The sequence below is a fragment of the Pseudescherichia sp. genome (genome assembly GCF_032052675.1).
GTDB lineage: Bacteria > Pseudomonadota > Gammaproteobacteria > Enterobacterales > Enterobacteriaceae > Pseudescherichia.
Window position 1 is genome coordinate 122,761 of record NZ_DAMBWA010000009.1, and the last position, 21,379, is coordinate 144,139.

19 protein-coding genes are annotated in these 21,379 nt (G+C 54.8%); 8 read left to right on the forward strand and 11 right to left on the reverse strand.

Features of this window, described 5'->3' with window-relative positions; translation table 11 throughout:
• Window positions 1–40: 40 nt before the first annotated feature.
• The 3 genes from RTX96_RS13725 to RTX96_RS13735 are packed head-to-tail and all read right to left on the reverse strand — an operon-like array spanning window position 41 to window position 4,114.
• The gene (locus tag RTX96_RS13725; protein ID WP_103818395.1) at window positions 41–1,762 is read right to left on the reverse strand and encodes a LeoA/HP0731 family dynamin-like GTPase; all 1,722 of its coding nucleotides are present in this window, start codon (window positions 1,760–1,762) and stop codon (window positions 41–43) included.
• A complete protein-coding gene (locus tag RTX96_RS13730; protein WP_312671372.1) occupies window positions 1,734–3,449 on the reverse strand; it encodes a YtxH domain-containing protein in 1,716 nt (571 codons plus the stop codon). The genes RTX96_RS13725 and RTX96_RS13730 overlap by 29 nt, the downstream gene beginning before the upstream one ends.
• Before the next feature lie 5 nt (window positions 3,450–3,454).
• Window positions 3,455–4,114 carry a hypothetical protein gene (locus RTX96_RS13735; RefSeq protein ID WP_103818394.1) on the reverse strand — a complete coding sequence of 220 codons (660 nt, stop codon included), beginning with the start codon at window positions 4,112–4,114 and terminating at the stop codon, window positions 3,455–3,457.
• A gap of 351 nt (window positions 4,115–4,465) precedes the next feature.
• On the opposite strand from RTX96_RS13735, the gene RTX96_RS13740 reads away from it, so the two are divergent.
• Window positions 4,466–5,116 carry a CPBP family intramembrane glutamic endopeptidase gene (locus tag RTX96_RS13740; RefSeq protein ID WP_312671373.1) on the forward strand — a complete coding sequence of 217 codons (651 nt, stop codon included), beginning with the start codon at window positions 4,466–4,468 and terminating at the stop codon, window positions 5,114–5,116.
• An 18-nt stretch (window positions 5,117–5,134) separates the two neighbouring features.
• Here RTX96_RS13740 and RTX96_RS13745 read toward each other — a convergent pair whose 3' ends face one another.
• Window positions 5,135–6,478 (reverse strand): PLP-dependent aminotransferase family protein, encoded by a 1,344-nt coding sequence (locus RTX96_RS13745; RefSeq protein ID WP_312671374.1) that lies wholly within the window; start codon window positions 6,476–6,478, stop codon window positions 5,135–5,137.
• Window positions 6,479–6,540: 62 nt separating this feature from the next.
• Here RTX96_RS13745 and RTX96_RS13750 point away from each other — a divergent pair, with 62 nt between their 5' ends.
• The 4 genes from RTX96_RS13750 to RTX96_RS13765 all read left to right on the forward strand — a co-directional run bounded on the left by RTX96_RS13750 (window position 6,541) and on the right by RTX96_RS13765 (window position 8,996).
• Window positions 6,541–7,461 (forward strand): DMT family transporter, encoded by a 921-nt coding sequence (locus tag RTX96_RS13750; RefSeq protein WP_409418566.1) that lies wholly within the window; start codon window positions 6,541–6,543, stop codon window positions 7,459–7,461.
• Between the two features lie 314 nt (window positions 7,462–7,775).
• The gene (locus tag RTX96_RS13755) at window positions 7,776–8,078 is read left to right on the forward strand and encodes a polymorphic toxin type 44 domain-containing protein (protein WP_312671376.1); all 303 of its coding nucleotides are present in this window, start codon (window positions 7,776–7,778) and stop codon (window positions 8,076–8,078) included.
• Window positions 8,056–8,493 carry a hypothetical protein gene (locus tag RTX96_RS13760; protein ID WP_312671377.1) on the forward strand — a complete coding sequence of 146 codons (438 nt, stop codon included), beginning with the start codon at window positions 8,056–8,058 and terminating at the stop codon, window positions 8,491–8,493. The genes RTX96_RS13755 and RTX96_RS13760 overlap by 23 nt, the downstream gene beginning before the upstream one ends.
• 17 nt (window positions 8,494–8,510) lie before the next feature.
• Complete coding sequence (locus RTX96_RS13765) at window positions 8,511–8,996, forward strand: type VI secretion system tube protein TssD (RefSeq protein WP_312671378.1); 486 nt, start codon at window positions 8,511–8,513, stop codon at window positions 8,994–8,996.
• A 39-nt stretch (window positions 8,997–9,035) separates the two neighbouring features.
• Here the strand turns inward: RTX96_RS13765 and RTX96_RS13770 are convergent, their stop codons facing one another.
• From RTX96_RS13770 to RTX96_RS13800, 7 genes are read right to left on the reverse strand one after another with little or no spacing between them, the layout of a single operon-like run.
• Window positions 9,036–10,304 carry a Zn-dependent hydrolase gene (locus RTX96_RS13770; protein WP_103818390.1) on the reverse strand — a complete coding sequence of 423 codons (1,269 nt, stop codon included), beginning with the start codon at window positions 10,302–10,304 and terminating at the stop codon, window positions 9,036–9,038.
• Complete coding sequence (locus RTX96_RS13775) at window positions 10,294–11,478, reverse strand: amidase (RefSeq protein WP_312671379.1); 1,185 nt, start codon at window positions 11,476–11,478, stop codon at window positions 10,294–10,296. Before RTX96_RS13775 ends, RTX96_RS13770 begins: the two co-directional genes overlap by 11 nt.
• Before the next feature lie 26 nt (window positions 11,479–11,504).
• Complete coding sequence (locus tag RTX96_RS13780; protein ID WP_312671380.1) at window positions 11,505–12,515, reverse strand: ABC transporter ATP-binding protein; 1,011 nt, start codon at window positions 12,513–12,515, stop codon at window positions 11,505–11,507.
• On the reverse strand, window positions 12,505–13,548 hold the full coding sequence (locus RTX96_RS13785; RefSeq protein WP_103818387.1) for an ABC transporter ATP-binding protein: 1,044 nt from the start codon (window positions 13,546–13,548) through the stop codon (window positions 12,505–12,507). The genes RTX96_RS13780 and RTX96_RS13785 overlap by 11 nt, the downstream gene beginning before the upstream one ends.
• A 3-nt stretch (window positions 13,549–13,551) precedes the next feature.
• Window positions 13,552–14,445 carry an ABC transporter permease gene (locus RTX96_RS13790; RefSeq protein ID WP_312671381.1) on the reverse strand — a complete coding sequence of 298 codons (894 nt, stop codon included), beginning with the start codon at window positions 14,443–14,445 and terminating at the stop codon, window positions 13,552–13,554.
• 2 nt (window positions 14,446–14,447) lie between these two features.
• On the reverse strand, window positions 14,448–15,401 hold the full coding sequence (locus RTX96_RS13795) for an ABC transporter permease (protein WP_103818385.1): 954 nt from the start codon (window positions 15,399–15,401) through the stop codon (window positions 14,448–14,450).
• 18 nt (window positions 15,402–15,419) lie between these two features.
• On the reverse strand, window positions 15,420–17,081 hold the full coding sequence (locus tag RTX96_RS13800; protein ID WP_312671382.1) for an ABC transporter substrate-binding protein: 1,662 nt from the start codon (window positions 17,079–17,081) through the stop codon (window positions 15,420–15,422).
• Window positions 17,082–17,389: 308 nt separating this feature from the next.
• On the opposite strand from RTX96_RS13800, the gene RTX96_RS13805 reads away from it, so the two are divergent.
• The 3 genes from RTX96_RS13805 (at window position 17,390) to RTX96_RS13815 (ending at window position 21,344) form a co-directional block, all read left to right on the forward strand.
• Complete coding sequence (locus RTX96_RS13805) at window positions 17,390–17,911, forward strand: GNAT family N-acetyltransferase (protein ID WP_312671383.1); 522 nt, start codon at window positions 17,390–17,392, stop codon at window positions 17,909–17,911.
• A 168-nt stretch (window positions 17,912–18,079) separates the two neighbouring features.
• Window positions 18,080–20,473, forward strand: coding sequence for a membrane-bound PQQ-dependent dehydrogenase, glucose/quinate/shikimate family (locus tag RTX96_RS13810; protein ID WP_103818379.1), 2,394 nt, complete (start codon window positions 18,080–18,082; stop codon window positions 20,471–20,473).
• 364 nt (window positions 20,474–20,837) lie between these two features.
• On the forward strand, window positions 20,838–21,344 hold the full coding sequence (locus RTX96_RS13815) for an ATP-binding protein (RefSeq protein WP_312671384.1): 507 nt from the start codon (window positions 20,838–20,840) through the stop codon (window positions 21,342–21,344).
• Window positions 21,345–21,379 lie beyond the last annotated feature (35 nt).

Consider the following 21,379-nt stretch of genomic DNA (forward strand, 5'->3'; position numbering starts at 1 on the left):
ATCTTTAAATGGTGATATCGCGGTGCCCTAATCAGGCTGGCTACTGTTTCGGAACAGGCAGGCTCAATAGCGCAAGCTGCTCCTGAAGTAAGCCAAGCTTTTGCTGATTCTGTCGAATGGTTTCACTTTTCTCTGCTAGATCAGAGATGACCTTCTCCATGTTTTGAATTTGTGGGGCAAAGAACGCAAACATTTTCTCGTCCGAGCTCAGGACGTCATAAATATCTTTAAAGGGATCTTTGATCATCTTACCAAGCGAGTTTTTTGCTTCTTCGATTTCACGCTCACGCTCACGCGCTTTATAAGCATCCCAAAGATCGGAGCCGATGGTAAAAGCAGCGCCTGCAGGGCCAGCCCATTTGGCGATACCGCCAGCCAGTTTAGTTGCTTGCCAGGGTTTAAAGGTATAGACATAACCCGTTAGTTGCCCAATAGTGTCACGCGCGGCAAAAATGGTCGTCTTGATCGTCGCCGGGCTAATTTTGGAAATGCCCTTAAAGGCTCCGCCGAGAGATTTGAACGCGCCTTCACTGAGGTTACTTAAAAAACTCTCGCTGGAGTTCAGCTGGCGGGTGATATCGTCCGAGAGACGTTGCGTAACGGCAGTGGACTGGTCAAAAAAGCGATCGACAACCATTTTGATACGTAAATGCAGCTTATAACCGACGCCATCTTCGGTATAACCCAGTTCATCATCCATAAAGGGACGAATATCTTCCAGTTCCAGGGGACGTAACTTACCCATTAGCTGATTTTCCATCAGCCGGAGTTCTTCAAACAACTCGCCTGCCAGTCGCTTCACTTCTGCACGGCTCTGGTTGATATCCGCTCTGAAACGTAACGCATCTTCATCATTTTTCTCGACGAAGGTGTTCAATTCACTGAGCTGCTGTTGCGCCTGTGTCACTCGCTGGTTGACGATATCTTTCACTACGTCCATGCCGGTTTTCGCCAGCAGAACTTCTGGTACGTTGGTTTTAAGGATATCAGCAGCTGCGTTTTTAAGATCGTTAATACGTGAACGGCTCTCGTAGTGTTCTGGTTTATTAAACCAGAAAGGCAAGCCGCGACCATTCGGATTAGAAGCAATACAGACGATATTGAGTTGCTCCAGTTCCGCTGCATTAAGGTTGGCTGCACGCTGCAGCTTGCCTTTGAGATTCTCTTTTTTTATTGCCGCTTGATCATCAAACAGAGCCTGATCGGTCAAATCGGTGACTTCATCCATTTTGTTAATAATGAAAATAGTCGATGAGAGTTTATTGAGATCGCGCAGTACCCATTTCGCGATGGCATTATGGCTCTCTTTAAGCGGATTGGTGGCATCGACAACATAAAAAATCAGGTGCGCTTCGGAAATATAGCGTTTGGTGAGGTCTTCATACATCACCTGTTTACCATCAATTTCACGCTCTTTGTCACCAAACAGTCCCGGTGTATCCACGATCTCACACTGGCCTGGTAACCCTTCCGGCTTGTAAATGCTAAGTCGATCAGAAGATTCGTCCATCGAGATATTCATGTCTTCCATGATATTGCCGAGCCAAGCAGCGATTACACTGGTTTTGCCGTCAGAAAATGCTCCCAGCAGAGCGATACGCAGTACATCAGACTCGACAGCAGCAATCGCAGACGAAATTTTGTGCAAATCGTCGCCAACGTCAATTTCCATCCCGCCCAGGGCTTCCAGTACGGCTCGCAATTTATGCAGTGAGTCAACTGCAGCTTGTTTCTCAATACTGAACTGTTTGAATTGTTCCATAAGGCATCTTCTCTAATTGATTTTTTAGTTTTGTGATTCGCGTAATTTGTTCTTCAAAAATTGGAACAGGCCGCTGCAACGCCATGTGCATATCATTTACTTTAAGAAGTAGGCTGTCCTGAAGCTCATTTTTGATGGCGGCAACCAGCCTGCAGGCTTCATCAGCGATCCCCTCGAGTGTTTTATCCCTTGCGTCTTCTAGCCTGTCGCGGACTTTCCCTTTGGCTTTACGAATCTTTGAGGATTTACTGGTGAACAATCCGACGACGGTCATCACTACGCCAACCAAAGCACCTGCAATAGCACCTATAGCCGTGCCAATTACCGGAAATGCGCTGCCGATCGTGCCTCCAGTCATCGCATAGCTGCCGATTTTAAAGGCCATTGAACTGAAATCGCCTAGTCCAAGGTCATAGCCAAGTTTAATATCGCTGTCAAAATTCAGCCTGCCGCTGCGCTCAAAACTGACACGCTGCTGGAATTCAACGTGCTTAATATCTTCCAGCAGGCGGGCAACAGCCTGAAGCATCTGCTCCTGTAATACCTTAACGCCCTCCTCGGTATCCTCTAGCATCAGCTGTTCAACGTGAGCACGGCGCGATTTAAATTCCAGATTAATACGCCGGGCGATGGCATCACTATCGCCAAAATCATCTTCGACAATATCATCGCTTTTATCCATCAGCTCGTTGAAAAAGGTGTTCCAGCGGTTACGCCGATTGTTCACAATACGGCGCTCAAAAGCGTCAATCGCGTTTTTGAATGCCACACGACATTTTTCAAATTCCGGCTCCGTCTTTTTCAGGAATGTTTGATGGCTGGCTAATTGCTCCTCCAGAACCAGTAAATAGTGATTTAGCGACTCGCGCACCTTACCTTTATTACTTTCGACAATGTCTTCGCGAAAGGTGGCAACCTTACTTTTAATAAGGCGCGCAATTGCGTTAACCTGGCTGAACTCAAGCATTTCCTGACGAGTAGCAAAATGCTTAAAGTAATTCTTCTGGAACGTTGCGAGATTATGAGCTCGGGAGGGATGAATGGTAGTACTTTGTGTGGTGTCATCATATGCTAGCGCTGCAAAAGCCAGTAATCCCTGTACGCAGTCACCGGGCAGCAGTACGTCTGATCCTAGCACTGGCGTAAGTACGCCAACGGTCTGCTTCAACGCTTCTCTGGCTCCGCTATGTTGCGCAAGATCCTGCCGATCTTCTTCGAACTCATAAGAATCGGCAAAGCCGCGCACGTTTACCAGCGGATAAACCTGCGTGCCGTATTCAAGGTAAGACTTTATTTTCTCGGCAGTGGCCGTTTCCGGCTTTTTGTTGGTTCCGTTGACGTAAACTACCATATGCGCTTCAGCGATGGCTTCCTTTACCATGTGCACATAGTGTGACTCGTTCCCCTCAATACCTGGCACGTCTACCAGCTGAAAGGTTTTATCGTCAATATGTAAGGTATAGCGGGTATTTCCTTTGGTAAAATCCTCTTCGCCAGTACCAATAATTAGCCCATCTACCCGTTTCGCCGTATTTTTTAATCTCTCGGTTTTAATAATCGATTGTGTAAGACGCGGCAGGCATGTTTTCAGCAATTCCTGAATATTGACGGTCGATCCCCGTTTAGCTTGCCCGGAGGTGGCACGATTTTCAGCACGATCATCCTGCAAATACAGTGTGTCGCTCATTTTTACTACCTCGCTAACATATCGAACAAGGCCATCGAGCCAGCGCCTATGGCAAGGCTAGCGATAACTGTAATAGTGAGCGTTAAACGGGTTTTACTACGGGTTTGTTTTTGCAGAATTTGCAGGCGCGACTGGCTTTCATTATGTTCAAGTTGTAGACGTGCCTTACTCTCTTCGCCTTCCATTTTCAGGCGCAAGGCGCTTTCATTGTCGATAATCTGCGTTAGGCGCATTGCAGAGAAGCTGATATCGGTAATTTTATCTACTATATCGGAGTAGATATGTCCTAAATTGCAGCGTAGTTGCTCTAAATTTTCGCGCAGTTCCTGTTCAGCTTCCTCCTGATCGTTCTGGTTTTTCTGCAGCATTTGTCTGCGGGACTCTTCATCAAACAAAATGCGTAGGGATTCGATAATTGTACTTTTCCCGGCATTTGTTTCGCCAAAGAAGGCCAGAGTAAACTTATCCCATTCTGCATATTTTTCTAAATACAATAATTTCTTATTGAAACTATCCTGCAGGTTTTGCAGTTGTGCTGTCATAGCGTTTAGATGCTGTTTGCCATCTCTATTTTCAACATGAAGTCCGCCGATATCCGTTAGTGTTTGTTGGATGTTACGTGCAACATCCGCATAGAGGCGGTTAAAATCTTCTGTGGTAGTCATTTCTTTCTCTTATAAGTCTAAAACCGTGGCGTGATGCGCTTTCCCATCGCTTTATCAAACGCATCTTTCGGATCACTAGAATGACAAGTTCATGGCTGTGCAACGTATTTTAAGTTGACTGCCAGTAATAGTTAACGGCTAAAAACCCGGAAACTAAAGTCTTTATGGCTACTATTTTTAGTAGTATACCCGCCCAGAAAGATAGGATGACCCATTGACAGGTTGTGTCAGAAGGAGGAAAACAGACTACCGTTATCACTAAAATTGCACGTATAGGTCTTTACAAACCCTTGCATTTCCCTTCACTTTGTGTGAGTAATAGCAAAAGCACTTTTTGCACAAGGCCAGAGTATGTCCGCATACAGCGAAGCAGTGGATCTCCGCCCCTCTAATAAAAAACATCAATTGACATTATTCATCTTATTTTTAGTCGCGCTTGCCATTTCCCTATCGCCATTTATTACCGTTCCAATTATAGGCGCTAATTTGGCGTTCATTATTATGATGGTTTTAGAATTGTTTATTAGCCTGTATACATACAATGCTTTCTACCCACAAAAGAATCAGCTTTGCATAATCAATTTTAAAAAAGCGTTACCTTTTGTCTTGATTTTTTTATTTATACAGATGTTGCCTTTAGCTCTAGATCGCAGCTTTGAACCAACATTATTATTTTCATATCATGACATCCCGGGTATTGTTTTTATTGTAATAATGACACCATTTTTTGAAGAGATATTTTACAGAGGATGTTTATTTGATGTGGTATGTTCGCTATGTGATTCTATTGGCGCAGGACAGGGCAGGGTAGCGCCAGCACTTATAACTTCTCTTTTTTTTAGCGTGATGCATACACAGTTCTTTTCTCTCTATCAGTATATATCTGTGTTTATCCTTTCCATCGTAGCTATTCGGGTAAGGGCAATAACAAAAGGACTACTGTTTCCTATGATGCTGCACGCGTTTTTCAATGCTATTTTTGTCCTGGCCATCTATAAATAATTTCATGCTGTTGTTTCATCATTTCCTTAACCCATACTGCTCAAACTCAATCACCTCCCGCACCTTTACCAACGCGCTGCGCAGGTTATCAATAGACACCGAGCCCAGTGCGATGCGGATGGCCTGCGGCACGCTCGCTGAAACCGAGAATGGCTCGGCGGTCGATACTGAAATATGGTTTTCCATTAATGCCTTCACCACGCGGTCGGCTCTGGCCTCTTCCGCCAGCGGCAGCCAGAGAAAATAAGAATCGGGATGCGTAATAGAGGGGAGATGACCCAGGCTCTCTCTTGCTACAGACTGGCGCAGTCGGGCATCGCGCCTCTTAAGCGTCTCGAACCGTGAAACCGTCCCGTCCTCGATCCAGTTGCATATCAGAGTGGTCATCAGCGAAGGCGTGTTCCAGGCCGTGGCCCTTATTGCCCGTTCCAGCGCAGATCGATAGTGAGCAGGGCAGATCGCAACGCCTACGCGCAGTCCGGTGGCGACGTTTTTGGAAAAACCGGTGATATAGACCGTTCTTTCTGGCGCAAAGAAAGCGAGGGGCGGAGGAGGACAGCGAATCAAATACGCGTAGGCGGCATCTTCAATGATAAGCAGATCATGCTGCCGGGCGATGTCGGCAATTGCTTTTCGTAGCCGACGATCCAGCACCCAGCCAAGGGGATTATGCAGTGTCGGCATGGTGTAAATTGCCCGCACCTGGCGCCGGGTACAGAGCTGGCGCAGCGCCTCAAGATCTGGCCCCTCGCGAGTGCAGGGAATGGCAGCCAGCTCAAGATGGCAGAGCGCCGCCAAAGCTTTAAAACCCGGATAGGTCAGCGCATCCACAGCTACTACGTCGCCAGGTTTAAGCAAAGCCATTGCCGTGACGGCCAACCCGTGTTGCGCACCGTTAACGATAAGCAGGTTCTCCGCATCAGGGTGAAAACCGCTGCGGGTCAGGTGGCGGGCAATACTCTCTCGCTCCGCCAGTCGCCCCGCATGGGGCTGGTAGCGAAGGTGGGACTCGATATCGCCACTCGTCGCTATCAGCCTGAGCGCGTCGCGCAAGAGTTCTCCCTGTCCCGGTAGGGAGGGGTAGTTGAAGTTCAGATCCAGAACGTCCCGCGCCACGGCGAGCTGATCCACGCCGTGTCCAGGCGGCAGAGTGATATCTCTGACAAAGGTGCCGCGTCCGGTTTCACCGCTGACCAGCCCCATCGCTTCGAGCTCGCTATAGACCCGGGTCGCCGTTGCCAGCGAGATATGTTCAGTTAAGGCAAGCTGGCGATGCGTCGGCAAGCGGCTTCCGGCTGAAAGTTTGCCGGAGCGTATAGCCTCAGCAAAATTATCTACGATCGATTTATAGCGCGCCTTCATGACATGTATCTATGACAATTTTTTGATTGTACTGGATTAAGCACACTACCATCCCGCTATTCATGACTCAAGCTGACAGAGGGTGGTTAACGGTGGTTAATACAGTTGTGCATAAGGCGGGACCGGGATCGCTCTCCGGGTGGATCAACGGTCTGCTTGGGGTGATTATCTTCAGCGGCTCGCTGCCCGCTACCCGGGTTGCCGTCCTCGCTATGGATCCCTTTTTTCTGACGTTCCTGCGTGCTTCGATTGCCGGTCTTCTGGCTGCCGGGCTGATCGCTACCTTTCGTGAAAAGCGCCCATATCGGTCGCAGCTTGTGCCGCTGGTTATCGTTGCGCTGGGCGTGGTGGTTGGCTTTCCGCTGCTGACGGCGCTGGCGTTGCAGCACGTTACCTCCGCGCACTCCATTGTCTTTCTGGGCCTGCTGCCGCTGACTACGGCGATTTTCGGCGTGCTGCGCGGCGGCGAGCGTCCGCGTCCTGCGTTCTGGATCTTCTCTGTGCTGGGCAGCCTGCTGGTGGTCGGCTTTGCCCTGTCGCAACATGCCTCTGCTTCGTTGACGGGAGATCTCCTGATGTTGGCGGCGATTATTGTCTGCGGACTGGGCTATGCCGAAGGGGCAAAGCTGACGCGGGAGCTAGGGGGCTGGCAGGTCATCAGCTGGGCGCTGCTCGTTGCGCTGCCCTTTATGCTGATCGCTTCGTTTATCACACGGCCACAATCGTTTAGCGCGTTCTCTCTCTCAGCCTGGATTGCGCTGGGCTACGTATCGCTGTTTAGTATGCTTGTCGGGTTTATCTTCTGGTACAAGGGGCTGGCAACGGGCGGCATTGCGACTGTAGGACAGCTGCAACTGCTACAGCCGTTTTTTGGGCTTGGCTTATCCGCCGCGCTGCTGCACGAAACCGTCGATCCGCTGATGCTGGTCAGCACGCTGGGTGTGATTTTGTGCGTGGCCGGATCGCGGAAGTTTGCCCGCTAGTCCGGCGAAGCCTACTCGCAGTTTCGTATCAAGCGAAAACGGCTCGCTGCGCTACTGAGTGATGACCTGTCAACGATGCAGCTATTACGCTCCCCACGTAGTGTTACCACCAACAAGCTGAAGGACTTTAGTGTCCGAAAATCAGGGATTTTCTGGAAACAACCTTTACTCTTTTTGATTAGCAGGATTAGGATTGTTAAACACTCATAAATTGAAGGGTTAACATGGCGGTTATACCTTTACTTCCTCGGCAAGGAATATCATTGATATTAGCTCACATGCGCATAGCTTGTGCTCATGGTATGTCTCGCGACATGGCAACGCCTTTAACTTATGCATGGTTTTATATGCATGTCAGAAACCGTGGACCCTGGGATTATAAGCAGCACCACCCAGAGTTAGAAAATTTCGGTAATTTTCATTATGGAGCAATCGGCTATGCTGCAGGTATACCAGCGGAAATCTTGCTTATGGGCGCTGGATTTGCACAAGAAATGGCGAAAACGACCAGGAAAAGATGGGGGCATTGGTATCAAAAGCCACCGTATGGTGACGATCCACACGATCAGTATTGGATTAGACAAGGGATAGAGTATGCACGCAAGATCGGTTATTAAAAATCTGCATTATATGCTTACAACGTCCTTGTTATTACTCGTTGGCGGTTATACCGCTTATCACGGTTTTTTTAACACACCACCGCAAGACGTCTTTATTAGTAAACAAAAATTGTCAGACAGCGTCTGGTTATACGTCACGAAATACGATGAGGGAAACGCTACTGTTGCGGACATTTATCGTTTCTATCTGGATAAAGACCTGGAAAATAAAGGCATCATAAATGCGCTGAAAGAGCGTTCTCCTTTCCTTGAAACCAACACAAATGCCGTAACGGCTACTGCTTACGGCAACACAGTAAACGTAAAAATGACCGGTAAGATTTACAACTTCACTAACTCGGATTTGTTTTATGCAGACGGGATCGCAGTTATGCCCGTTATTAATATAAGCGCTAATGGTATAAGAGATTAACACCAAGGAGTTTTAGCATGGCTGAACCAGTTCACCTATTTTTGAAAGACGATGGCGGGGCTATGATTCGCGGCGGTTCCGATGTGAAAAATCGTGAGGGGAGCATAGAGCTTAGAGATTTAATTCATAACCTCAGCATCCCCACCGATGGTGCTACAGGCAAATTAACAGGAACGCGCCAGCATTCCGCATTCAGTTTTACTAAAACTATTGATTCCTCTTCACCTTACCTCTACAACGCTGTTGCCACTGGGCAGACGCTGCGAAGCGCTGAACTGAAGTTCTACCATATCAACGATGCCGGACAAGAGGTAGAGTACTTCAACGTCTTGATGGAAGGTGTCAAAGCAATATCAATCACGCCAGTGATGCATGATACAAGGGATTGCCCTGGTACTGGTCATATGGAAAATGTCCAGCTTCGTTATGCTAAGATCACCTGGCTTTATAAGGATGGCAACGTTCAATATACAGACTCATGGAACGAACGCCCAACGGCATAATGAAAGGGGCGCTTCGCCCCTTGTACCCCTTCTGTTTACTTACACCGCCCGGGCGTACTGCAGCATAACCTGCAGCAGCACGTTCGCTCCGGCGGTGACGTGCTCCGGTGAGGCATACTCGATCTCGTTATGGCTGATCCCGTCCCTACAGGGAATGAAGATCATCCCGGTAGGGGCAAGGTAGCTCATATAGACCGCATCGTGTCCGGCGCCAGAGACGATCTCGCGGGCGGGATAGCCCAGCCGCTCTGCCGCCTCGGCGATGGCGGCCTGGCAGGCAGGGTGGAACGGGGCGGCCGGATAGTGGCTCACCTCTTTCAACGCGATTGCCATCCCGCTCTCCTGCTGAACCTGGGCGATAAAGTCGCGCAGCTGGCGATCCATCTCGTCTACCGCCGCGTCGCTGAGATTACGCATATCAACGGAAAAGGTCACTTCTCCCGGCACCACGTTGCGGCTGTTGGGGTAGACCTGCACCATCCCGACGGTGCCGCGTCCCTCCTCGCTGCGCCCGGCAATAGCGACCACCTCCTGCATAATGCGGGTAGCGACCTGCAAGGCATCCTGACGCAGATTCATCGGCGTTGGTCCGGCGTGGGACTCCTGACCGGTGACCACGCAGTCGTACCAGCGAATGCCGAGCACGCCCTGCACCACGCCAATCACCTTCTCTTCCGCTTCCAGGATCGGACCCTGCTCAATATGCGCCTCAAAGTAGGCCCCAACCGGATGATCCCCCGGCGTCTGGCTGCCGATATAGCCGATGCGTGCCAGCTCATCACCTACGGTTTTACCCTCGGCATCCTGTACGGCGTAGATCTCCTCCAGCGGGAAGACGCCGGCAAAGACGCCGGATCCCATCATCACCGGTACGAAGCGCGATCCCTCCTCATTGGTCCAGAACACTACCTCAATCGGCGCCTCCGTGATTATCTCCAGATCGTTGAGGGTGCGCACCACCTCCAGCGCGGCCAGCACGCCGTAGTTACCATCAAACTTGCCGCCGGTGGGCTGGGTGTCGATGTGACTTCCGGCAACCACCGGAGGCAGCATCGGATTACGGCCCTCCCGGCGCATAAAGACGTTGCCAATCATATCCACGGTGACGCTCAAGCCGGCGTCGCGCGCCCAGCTGATAACGAGATCCCGCCCCTGGCGATCGAGATCGGTTAAGGTCAGTCGACGGCAGCCGCCCTTGGGCGTGGCGCCAATCTCCGCCAGGCTCATTAATGAATCCCATAGCCGATCGCCGTTAATGCGGCAGGCCGCTGTATCTGCCACCGGAGTAAACAGGACATCACTGCTCATGGTTGTCTCCTTGCATAAATGAAGCGGCCAGATCGACCAGCAGACGATCGCTGCCGCGTGGCCCGAGAAGAGAAATACCCAGCGGCAGACCGCCAACCTGCGTGACCGGCAGCGTGACCTGCGGACGCCGGGTCATGACCGAAATCAGTAAAATATCGTGCGAGAGCCGACGTACCGCCTCAATCTCATCCGCCTGGGCGGTGAGCAGCGGCGCACCGTCCGGCACGGTGGGCAGAACCAGTACCGCATCGCCAAGCTGTTCATCCCACCAGGCGGTAAAGCGCTCCCGCAGCTGGCAGGCGGCTTCAAACTGCGCCGTGGTCACCGCTTTCCCCCAGAAGAAACGCTCCCGCACGTCCGGCCCTAATTGCAGGCCGTAGCGCTCAATGGTCTCTCCCTGCGACTGCCAGGCCTCGTAACCCTGGATCTGACGGAAGGCGAGATAGGTCGCCTCAATTTCCGGCAGCGGCGCATTCAAATTTGTGACGTCGCCAAAATGGCGGGCCAGCCGCTGGCGCACGGGAAGCAGCGCCTGCTGGCTGAGCGGCGGCAGGCGAGAAAACAATCCCTCGTGGCAGGCCAGTTTCACATAGGGTATAGCCAGGCTGTCGCTGCCCAGCAGGCACTCCGCCACAGCCTGAAAGACCGCCGGGGTGCGGGCAAAGAAACCGCAGGTATCCATCGTGGCGCAGAGCGGCTGGCACCCGTCAAGGGAGAGGCGTCCGTGGGTTGGGCGCAGGCCGAACAGGCCGCAGTAGCTTGCCGGGGTGCGCACCGAGCCACCGGTATCGGTGCCGAGGGCGAAGTCGCACACGCCGTTAGAGACCGCTGATGCTGAGCCTGACGACGATCCGCCGGGGATATGGTCCGGCGCGGCCCCGTTGCGCGGCCAGCCGTAGTGGACGTTGTGACCGCTCATGGAGTAGGCCAGCTCGCTGGTGTGGGTTTTACCCACGAACCGCGCGCCACTGTTCAGCAGGCGCTGCACCACCGGCGCGGTGCGGCTCTTGATCCCGGAGAGCGCCAGCAGGTGCGGGTTGCCGCCCCCGGTTGGGTAGCCCGCAACATCAAACAGATCTTTAACGGCGAAGGTCATACCGCTCAGCGGTCCACTGGTGGCGTGTGGCACCGGGTAAGCCGGGTAGGGCATAAAGGCGTGAATATCATCCTGCATGTTGGCTCCTCTGGGTGTTGACAGGTTCAGGCGTAAGCCGCCTGGCCTTCGGTATTTGCTGACAGCTCTCGCCAGCGATGGCAGCTCACCACATGGCGCTCGGCCACCTGCTCGGTAGCGGGCTGGCTTTGGGCACAGCTGGGCAGGGCGTGTGGGCAGCGATCGGCGAAGGCGCAGCCTGCGGGCAGACGGGCAAGATCCGGCGGAGAGCCAGGAATGCAGTGCAGCGCATCGCCTTTTTTCAGCCCCTCTTTTGGGCGGCTGCCGAGCAGAACCTGGGTATAAGGGTGGCGCGGATGGTGCAGAATCTCTGCCATCGACGCCTCCTCAACGATGCGTCCGGCGTACATCACCGCTACGCGATCGGCGATCTCCACCGCTGCGCCAATGTCGTGGGTCACAAAGATGATCGACAGATCGCGCTGCTTCTGCTGTTCGCGCAGCAGGATCAGGATCTGGATCTGCACCGTGGCGTCGAGCGCGGTGGTCGGCTCATCCGCCAGCAGCAGCTGCGGATTGCACGACAGGGCGAGAGCGATCATTGCCCGCTGGCGCATGCCACCGGACATCTCATGGGGGTAGGCATCCAGCCGCCGCTCCGGGCTGGGGATCCGCACCTGGCGTAGCGCCTCCAGCGCTCGCTCTCGTGCCGCCTGGCGGGAGAGCCCCTCATGACGGCGCAGACCTTCAACGATCTGCTGCCCGACGGTATAGACCGGATCGAAGGCCAGCAGCGGCTCCTGGAAGATCATCGCGCACTGTGCGCCGCGATAGCGCCGCAGTTGGGAGGGGCTCATAGCCAGCACCTCTTCATCCCCGACCCGCATCGTGCCAGAGAGCAGGCTATTTTTAGGCGGATGCAGGCGCATCAGCGCGCGCAGGGTGACGCTTTTGCCGGATCCCGACTCGCCGATCAGCGCCATCACTTCACCTTTAAGAACGTCGAACGAGACGCCGTTAACCGCATTGATCGTCTGCCCCTCGCGGCGAAACTCGACCCGCAGATCGCGGATATGGACATAAGCATCATGCGACATAGCTCACCTCCCGAACGGCGATAGCCTGGTGCCACGGCGAACCCGGTTGTGCCATCAGGCAGGCGCTCTGATGGCCGTCGCCCACGCTCGCCAGCGTGGGTGTCACCTGCGCGCATACCGCTTTGGCATGTGGACAGCGGGTATGGAACCGGCAGCCGGACGGAGGGGCGATCGGGCTGGGCGGATCGCCGCTCAAGGGTGACGTCAGGGTGCGGTTATGCGGATCCATCGACGGCATCGAACTCAGCAGGGCGCGGGTGTAGGGGTGCGCAGAGGCGGTAAAGAGCTGCTCCGCAGGGCCGATCTCGACCACCTCGCCGAGATACATCACCAGAATGCGATCCGACAGCCAGCGCACCACGTGCAGATCGTGGCTGATAAAGACATAGGTCAGCTCCAGGGTGCGCTTAAGCTCCTGTAACAGCTGCAAAACCTGAGCCTCAACCGATTTATCCAGCGCCGATACCGCCTCATCGAGGATCACCAGCCGCGGCTTCATCGCCAGAGCGCGGGCGATATTTACCCGCTGGCGCTGACCGCCGGAAAGCTCGTGCGGATAGCGATGGGCGAAACGCCCCGGCTCCAGGCCGACGTGAGCGAGCAGATAGCGGGCGTACTCGCTGGCCTCTTTGGCACTGATACCGTGCACGCGCTGACCGAAGGCGATGCTCTCCTCCATCGTCATGCGCGGGTTGAGAGAGGCATAGCTATCCTGAAATACCATCTGCACCTGGCGGCGATAGGCCTTCATCGGTAGATGCGTCGATCCCACCGCGAGGCCATCAAAGATCAGCTCTCCGCTGTCCTGCTGGAGGAGCTGCATCAGCAGCCGCGCCGTGGTTGATTTCCCGCAGCCCGACTCGCCTACCACGCCAAGGGTTTCGCCTTTGACCACCGTAAAGCTGACGTTATCTACCGCCTGCACCACGTCGTGCTTTTTACCTCCGCCGGAACGAAAGTATTTCAACAGGTTGTTGACCGTCAGCAGCGGCTGCGCCGGTCCACCCACGTCGATATTCACAAAAGGTTGCATCGCTTACTCCTTAATCGCCATTGCCGCACGCAGGCGGTCCGCGAGGATGTTGAACGAAATGGAGGTGATAAAGATCATCAGGCCAGGAAGAGCCGCTACCCACGGCTGGGTGTAGATTGCCGTGCGCAGCGTGTTGAGCATCAGCCCCCACTCCGGCTCCGGCGGGCGTACGCCCAGACCAAGAAACGACAGCCCGGAGGCGAGGATCATGCAGACCGAGATCAGTCCGGTGGAGAAGACAAAGATCGGTCCCAGCACGTTGCCCAGCACCTGCACCCGGATAATGGTGAAGGCGCTGGCTCCGGTGGCGCGGGCGGCATCGACATAGTCCATATGTCGCACCTGGGCGGTCACGCTCTCAGCGATACGCGCCACCTGTGGGACGAAGACCAGGGTGAGGGACAGCAGGGCGTTACCGATCCCTGCGCCCATCGCCCCCGACAGGGCTATCGCCAGCAGCACCGACGGAAAAGCGTAGAAGACGTCCACGGTACGCATGATGAGGGTGTTAGTTTTGCCACCCGCGTAGCCAGCGATAATGCCGATCGCACCGCCGATAAAAAAGGCGAACACCACGGGAACAATCCCCATAAACAGCGATAATCGGGTGCCGAGGATCAGGCGCGAGAGCATATCCCGCCCTAGCTCGTCGGAGCCGAGAGGAAAGCCATCGGTGCCGATGGGCTTCAGGCGCAGGAACATGGAGGTCTGGTAGGGATCTTTCACGATCAGCCAGGGGCCAAACAGCGCCAGGGCCAACAGCAGCAGAATGATTGTTCCGACAATCACGCCACCGGGATCGCGCAGCAGGCGGCGGAAGACGCCGTGCCAGTAGCCCTGCCGGACGGGCAGTACCTGGGACGCGGGTACAGCTTTCGTGGTTGCGGTATCCACCATGATCAGCTCCTCTTAATGCGCGGGTCGAGGGTGGTTTGCAGAATATCCACCAGCAGATTGAGCAGGACGAAGAACAGCGCCAGCACCCAGATGGTGCCCTGCAGCAGAGGCAGATCGCGCTGGAAGATGGCGGTATTGAGCAGCAGGCCGGTGCCGGGCCAGGAGAAGACCGTCTCCACCAGGATCGAGCCGCCCATCAGGTAGCCCACCTGCAATCCCATCACCGCCAGTGCGGTAGGCGCAGCGTTTTTCATGACGTGGAGAAAGATGCGCGACTCGTTAAGCCCGCGTGCGCGCAGGCCCACGATAAACTCCTGGCTGAGAATATCGGCCACCTGTGAACGCACGGTACGGGCGATGATGCCGGTCGGGATCACCGACAGGGTAATGGCCGGCAGCAGCATAAATTGCAGATGCGCCCAGTCCCACTGCCAGCCCACCTCGCCAATTGGTCCGCCGCCGGTGGCGGGCAGCAGGGCAAGCTTGACGCTGAAGGCGATGACCAGCAGCATCCCCAGCCAGTAGTGGGGAACGCTGACGCCGAAGACCGACAGCACCGACGCCAGGCGATCGATAATGCTGTTGCGAAAGTACCCGGCGACGAAGCCGAACAGGCTGCCCAGCACAAAGCCGATAATGGTGGCCAGCAGCGCCAGGCGCAGGGAGTAAGCGACTGCCGTCATGACCTCGTCAATCACCGGCCGTCCGGTAGCCACCGACATGCCGAGATCGCCCTGCAGCGCCCGCCACAGCCAGTGCACGAACTGCAGCGGCAGCGGCTTATCGAAGCCGTAGGCCTGAAGCAGCGTCTGGCGCAGGGCTTCTGAAGCATCCGGCGGCATGACTGAGACCAGCGGATCCCCCGGCGCAATCTGCACCAGCATAAAACAGATCACCGCCACCCCCAGCATGGTGGGTACGGCCAGCAGGATGCGGTATAGCAGCGTATTGATCATCTTTTGCCCCCGTTACGATTACTCTTTTTTGCTTACCAGACTAAGGTCGATAAACCAGCTTTGCGGCTGTACAACGCCGGTGACCGCAGGCGAGATCGCTCGCGGTCCGACGTCATGGGCAACAAACAGGAACGGCACCTGATCCACCAGCGCAGCGTGCAGCTCCCCGGCGGCCTTATCCATCTCGGCCGGAGTAAAGGCATGCTTCACCGCCGTTGCCAGCTTCTCTGTTTCCGGCGTGGAGAAGTAGCCCCAGTTCACCGCCAGCGGTGGGAAGGCTTTGGCCGTGGCGAAACGGATCATGCCAAAATAGGGATCGTTGACCGCGGCACTGACGTTAATCGCATCGATCCCTTTGCCGGACTGATCTTTTGCCCCGAGACGCCAGTTGGTAAACAGGGTGTTCCACTCGTTGACTTTAAGATCGACGTTAAAGAAGCAGCTTTTCAGGCTCTGCTGGATGTATTCGTTCATCGGCAGAGGCTGCATCTGTCCGGATCCGGAGGCGGAGGTCGCAACGGTGACGTGTAGCGGCTTGCTTTCGCTAAACCCGGCCTCGGTCATCAGCTTGCGGGCGGTATCAGGATCGTACTTGATCTGGAAAGTGGGCTTGCCGCGCCACGGGCTATCGGCCTCATACACGCCGGTCGCCTCTGTCATGTAGCCGCCAAGGTAGCTCTTTAGCTCGGCGCGGTTGAGACAGAGGTTGGCAGCTTTACGCACGCGGATATCTTTCCACGGCGATCCCTCCGCAAAGGAGAACTGCCACGGCCAGAGATGCGGTTGGGTATTGGCGTAGATCTTAAAGCCCTGAGCTTTGATCTGATCCACCGCGTCGGGAGCCGGGGCCTCGATCCAGTCGACCTGCTTCGAAAGCAGGGCCGCGGTACGGGCATTGGCCTCTGGAAGCGGGATCAGCACCACTTTGTCGACGCGCGGAATGCGATCTTTATTCCAGTAGTCGGGGTTTTTATCGAGGATTAGCTGCTGGCGCGGCACCAGTTTTTCCAGCTTAAAGGGACCGCTGCCCACGGCGTGAGCGGCAAACTCTGCCCAGGCCTGCTTGCTGCGGGCGGCGGTATCGCCAGTGGCCGCAGGCACCGCATCATAGAGTTTTTGCCACGCCGTCGGCGAGACGATGAACAGGTTAGTGATGTTGTAAGGCAGCAGCGCATCTGGCTCGGAGGTGGTGAGAGCGACGGTATGGTCATCGATCTTTTCGACGCCTGCGAGGGTTGGCATACGGGAGAGGGTATTGCCGATCTGCCCTGGCGCATACTGCGGCGCGCTCTTATTCAGCACCTTGTCGACGTTCCAGACGATGGCGTCGGCGTTGACCTCGGTGCCGTCATGGAACGTCACGCCTGGACGCAGAGTAAAGATCCAGCGGCTCTGGTTCTGCTGGTCGACATGCCACTCGGTGGCCAGGCCCGGGACGATACCGCTGGGCTTTTCGCCCTGCGAGAGATCCCACTCTACCAGCGCATCATACAGCGGAATGCCGGTAAAACGGTTGCCCTCAAAGCCCTGATCCGGCTGTCCGAGGGTTAAGGGAATATCTGCGGCGGTCATGGCGATCCGCAGCGTAGTGGCATTGGCCTGAAAAGAGGAGAACAGCGCCAGCGCCCCAGAAACGGCAACGGCGATACGGCATTTACGCAAAAGTAAGGTATTCAGCATCACAGGTTCCCTGTTAAATAGAAGGTCACCGTTTAACAGGCAAGATGCATACCAGTTCTGAATTTGCTGAAAATAGCCGTGATCCGGGCTATAAAATAGAAATGACTTATCGTAGGCGGCGGTTTTTTAAAGCGAAATAAAATAACCTTATAGTTATGCACCCTGGTCGGGAATTGTGTTGCACGATTGCACCAGCAAACGATTTTACTTTCGTAATATAATCACCCAACGGTATTTTTTATTAAATAAATTAATGATATGTTTTTATTAATAAGTTTCTACACTTAAATAAAAGAGACGGATAATAAATGGTGACTATTTATACCGCCAGACTGACCTGTACGCAGATAGAGGAGAGCGATTGGGCTTTTTTCCACGCGCTACAGACGGACCCGCAGGTGATGTATTACGTGGCGGATATGCCGTCAGACGAAGAGATACACACCGCTTTCACATCGAGGCTGCCACTCTGGTCTCCCCAAAGCCCCCATTGGCTCTGTCTTGTCGTTTCTGAAAAGACCACGGGTAAAAAGCTGGGCGTTACAGGTTATATCCATCGTGACACTGACTGCGCCGAGGTCGGCTTTCTGTTTGCCCCCGACGCACAGGGGCGGGGCTATGGAACAGAATCTTTGCGGGCCGTCTGCGACTACGCCTTCCGCGAAGGCGGTATCAACCGTCTTATTGCCACCGTCACCGCAGGTAATCTCGCCTCCCGCAGCCTGCTGGAAAAAGTGGGCTTCACCCTGGAGCAGGAGCTGCACGAAAGCTATCGGCTGCGGAACCAACTGCATAACGACTGGCTGTTTGGCCTGACGCGCAACGCCTGAGGGCGCTATGCCTCCCACTATTTACCCCTGACCTGACCCTTTCCCCGCACAAAACGACAAATTTGCAACGATGCTAACTCTATATTTTTTTTGTGATCGTTGTAACATTGTTTCGAAATTGTTGTAAAACGCCGTTTCAATTGTACATTTGTCTATGTCAGGGGAATCATGCTTAACAAAATAACAAGTATTGTCATCGCGCTCATTGGGCTCGCGATGCTCTATATGGGGGCGAAGCTGCTGCTGGTCGGCGGCTCGCCATTCTACGCCGTAATGGCCGTGGGGCTCATTGCCACCGCCGTAACGCTCTACCTGAACAAACGCATTGCGCTTAGCCTTTACGCGGTGCTGATGTGGATTGTTCTGGCCTGGATCATCTACGAGGTCGGCTTTGATAAGTGGCAGTGGATCCCGCGCGGCGATCTGATTGGCGTCATTGGCCTCTGGCTGGCGATGCCGTGGGTGGTTCGTCCGCTATTCCGCGCCAATGGCGCAGGGGAGCGTCGCTTCCATCCTTTCCTCGGCGGTACCGTAGCGGTGATGATCGCCCTGGTGATCGGCCTCTGCTTCTACGATCCGTACCCGCAGGAGGGCACCATTACTACTGCACGTAACGCCTCCAGCGCTGACGTCGCGGAAAATAACTGGACCGCTTACGGTGGCACCACCAACGGTCTACGTTTCTCTAAGCTCAACCAGATCAATAAAGATAACGCCAGCGATCTGGAAGTAGCCTGGACCTACCACACCGGCGACCTGCGCGACAGCAAAGACGCGACCGAATACACCTTCGAGGCGACGCCGCTGAAGGTCAATAACGCGCTCTACTTCTGTACGCCGCACAACGAAGTGCACGCTCTCGATCCGCAGACCGGGGCGCTTAAGTGGAAATACGTTCCTGAAAAGGATCGCTCCTACCTCCAGCAGCACCAGACCTGCCGTGGCGTAAGCTACTATGACGGCAGCGCAGCCGTGCAGAACAGCAGCTCGGCCCAGCCGGCAGCCACTACCGCTGCACCGGCAGCCTGTACTCGCCGCATCTACAACGCCACTACCGATGCAAAACTGATCGCGCTGGATGCCGATACCGGTAAACCGTGCGCCGATTTCGGGACTAACGGTATTGTCGATCTGCATGACAACATGGGTACCGTTCGTCCGCACGCGTTGATGCAGACCGCCGCTCCGCTGGTGGCCGGTAAGCTGGTGATCCTCGGCGGCTCCGTAATGGATAACGGCTATAACACCGGTAACCCGTCGGGCGTGATCCGCGCCTTTGACGCCGTGACCGGTCGTCTGGTCTGGAACTTCGATCCGGCAAATCCTGAAAATACCCAACCGATTGCCGCCGGGCAGACCTTCCCGCAGGATACCCCTGTAGCCTGGGCCACCCTCAGCGCCGATCTGAAAAACGGCCTGGTCTACGTGCCGTTTGGCAACGCCTCGCCGGATGAAGTGGGTACCCAGCGCGATCCGCAGAGCAACACCGAGAAGTTCCGCGACACGCTGGTGGCGCTGGATCTCAACACCGGCGCGTTCAAATGGCGCTTCCAGTCCTCGACGCACGACCTGTGGGACCGCGATAACCCGTCCCAGCCGTCGCTGCTGGATATCGACTACCAGGGCAAAAAGCAGCCGGTTGTTATCCTGCCGACCAAAACTGGCAACCTGTTTGTGCTTAACCGTCTGACCGGGGAGCCTGTCTACCCGATCAACCAGCAGAAGGTCTCGACCGAAGGCGGCATCACCGGGGAGCGCTTCTCGCCGACCCAGCCGGTCTCCGCGCTGAACTTTATTCCCGATCCGCTGAGCGAAAAGGCGATGTGGGGGATTACGCCGTTCGATCAGATGGCCTGCCGTATCGATTTTAAATCGCTGCGCTACGACGGTAACCCGTGGACGCCAGCTACCGAAGGCGGTTCCATTGTCTTCCCGGGTAACATCGGCGTGTTTAACTGGGGATCGGTGGCTATCGATCCGGAGCGTCAGATCCTGATCGCCTCGCCGGTACGTCTGGCCTATAAATACAACCTGATCAAACGTACCCCGCAGACAGAAGAAGAGCGCCTGTTTACCAAGGAGAACTCGCCGTACTGGAACGAAAACTTCCAGGGCACCTACGCGATCCACATTCAGCAGCTCTCTTCCGATCTGGGTATTCCGTGTATTGCTCCACCGTGGGGCCGGATGGTAGGCGTCGATCTGACCACCGGTAAAACGGAGTGGATGCGTCGCGTGGGTACCACCAAAAACCTCAACACTACCTTCCTGCCGGGGCGTTTCCCAATCGGCTTCCCGATGGGGATGGTTGCCCACGGCGGTCCGCTGGTGACGGCGGGTGACGTAGTGTTCCACGGCGCAACGGCAGATAACTTCTTCCGCGCCTACGATATCAACACCGGCAAGCTGCTGTGGCAGACCGAGCTGCCAGCAGGTGGCCAGGCAACCCCGGCGACCTACCTGGGCAGCGATAACAAGCAGTACGTGGTTATTGCCGCTGGCGGTCACGGCTCGCTGGGCACCAAAGGCGGCGACGCCGTTGTTGCCTACCGCCTGAAGTAATTTTTTCCTCTCTGCTACGGGTCAGCCGACCCGTAGCCTTTTCCTTTTTTAGCGACGATAGCGAACCAGAATCGTCATCACCAGCGCCAGCGATGTAAACGCGGCGCTCAGCGCCTGCCACCGCCACGCATCAAAAGGTTATTCATTGTTAACATACTCAATCAAACAGGCGTCTCCATGCAGCAGATGCCGCACGATCGTGAAAGCTGTCAGAATTGAGATGTCGTTACATTGGCAGGTCCGGGTGTTAGAGCTAGCTGATAACTTAGCATCTCTTTCGGCCCTGAAAAAGGGTAGTGTACCCGCAGCTTAGAATTAGAGTATGGTGCAGAAAACCAACTATCAACGTGCAAGGCGAACGGTCATGAACACGTCGTCAGTGAGTACGCTACCGGTAGCCCCTACCCTGCATATCCTGTGCGGCAAAATCGCCTCCGGGAAATCGACCCTGGCCAGCGAGCTGGCGAAAAATCCTGGCACCGTGGTGCTCAGCGAGGATATGTGGCTGGGGCACCTTTTTAAAGAGACCATGCACAGCGTTCAGGATTACGTCCACTACGCTGAAAAACTCAGGTCGGCCATAAAACCCCACACTATCGCGCTGCTTAACGCGGGCGTTAGCGTCGTGCTTGATTTCCCGGCTAATACTCTCGCCAGCCGACAGTGGATGATGTCGATAGTTAACGAATCAGGTGCTCAGCATCTGCTGCATTATCTGCCGGTCAGCGATGAAGTCTGCAAGGCCCGGCTGCGGCTGCGCAACGCAGCAGGAGAGCACAACTTCGCCGCCAGCGACGAGCAGTTTGAGCTGATTACCCGCTATTTCGTGGAGCCGAAAGCGGAGGAGGGTTTTCACATCCGGCGCTACTGAGTTTGCATTCAGTGCGCTATTGTCAGCATTTGATA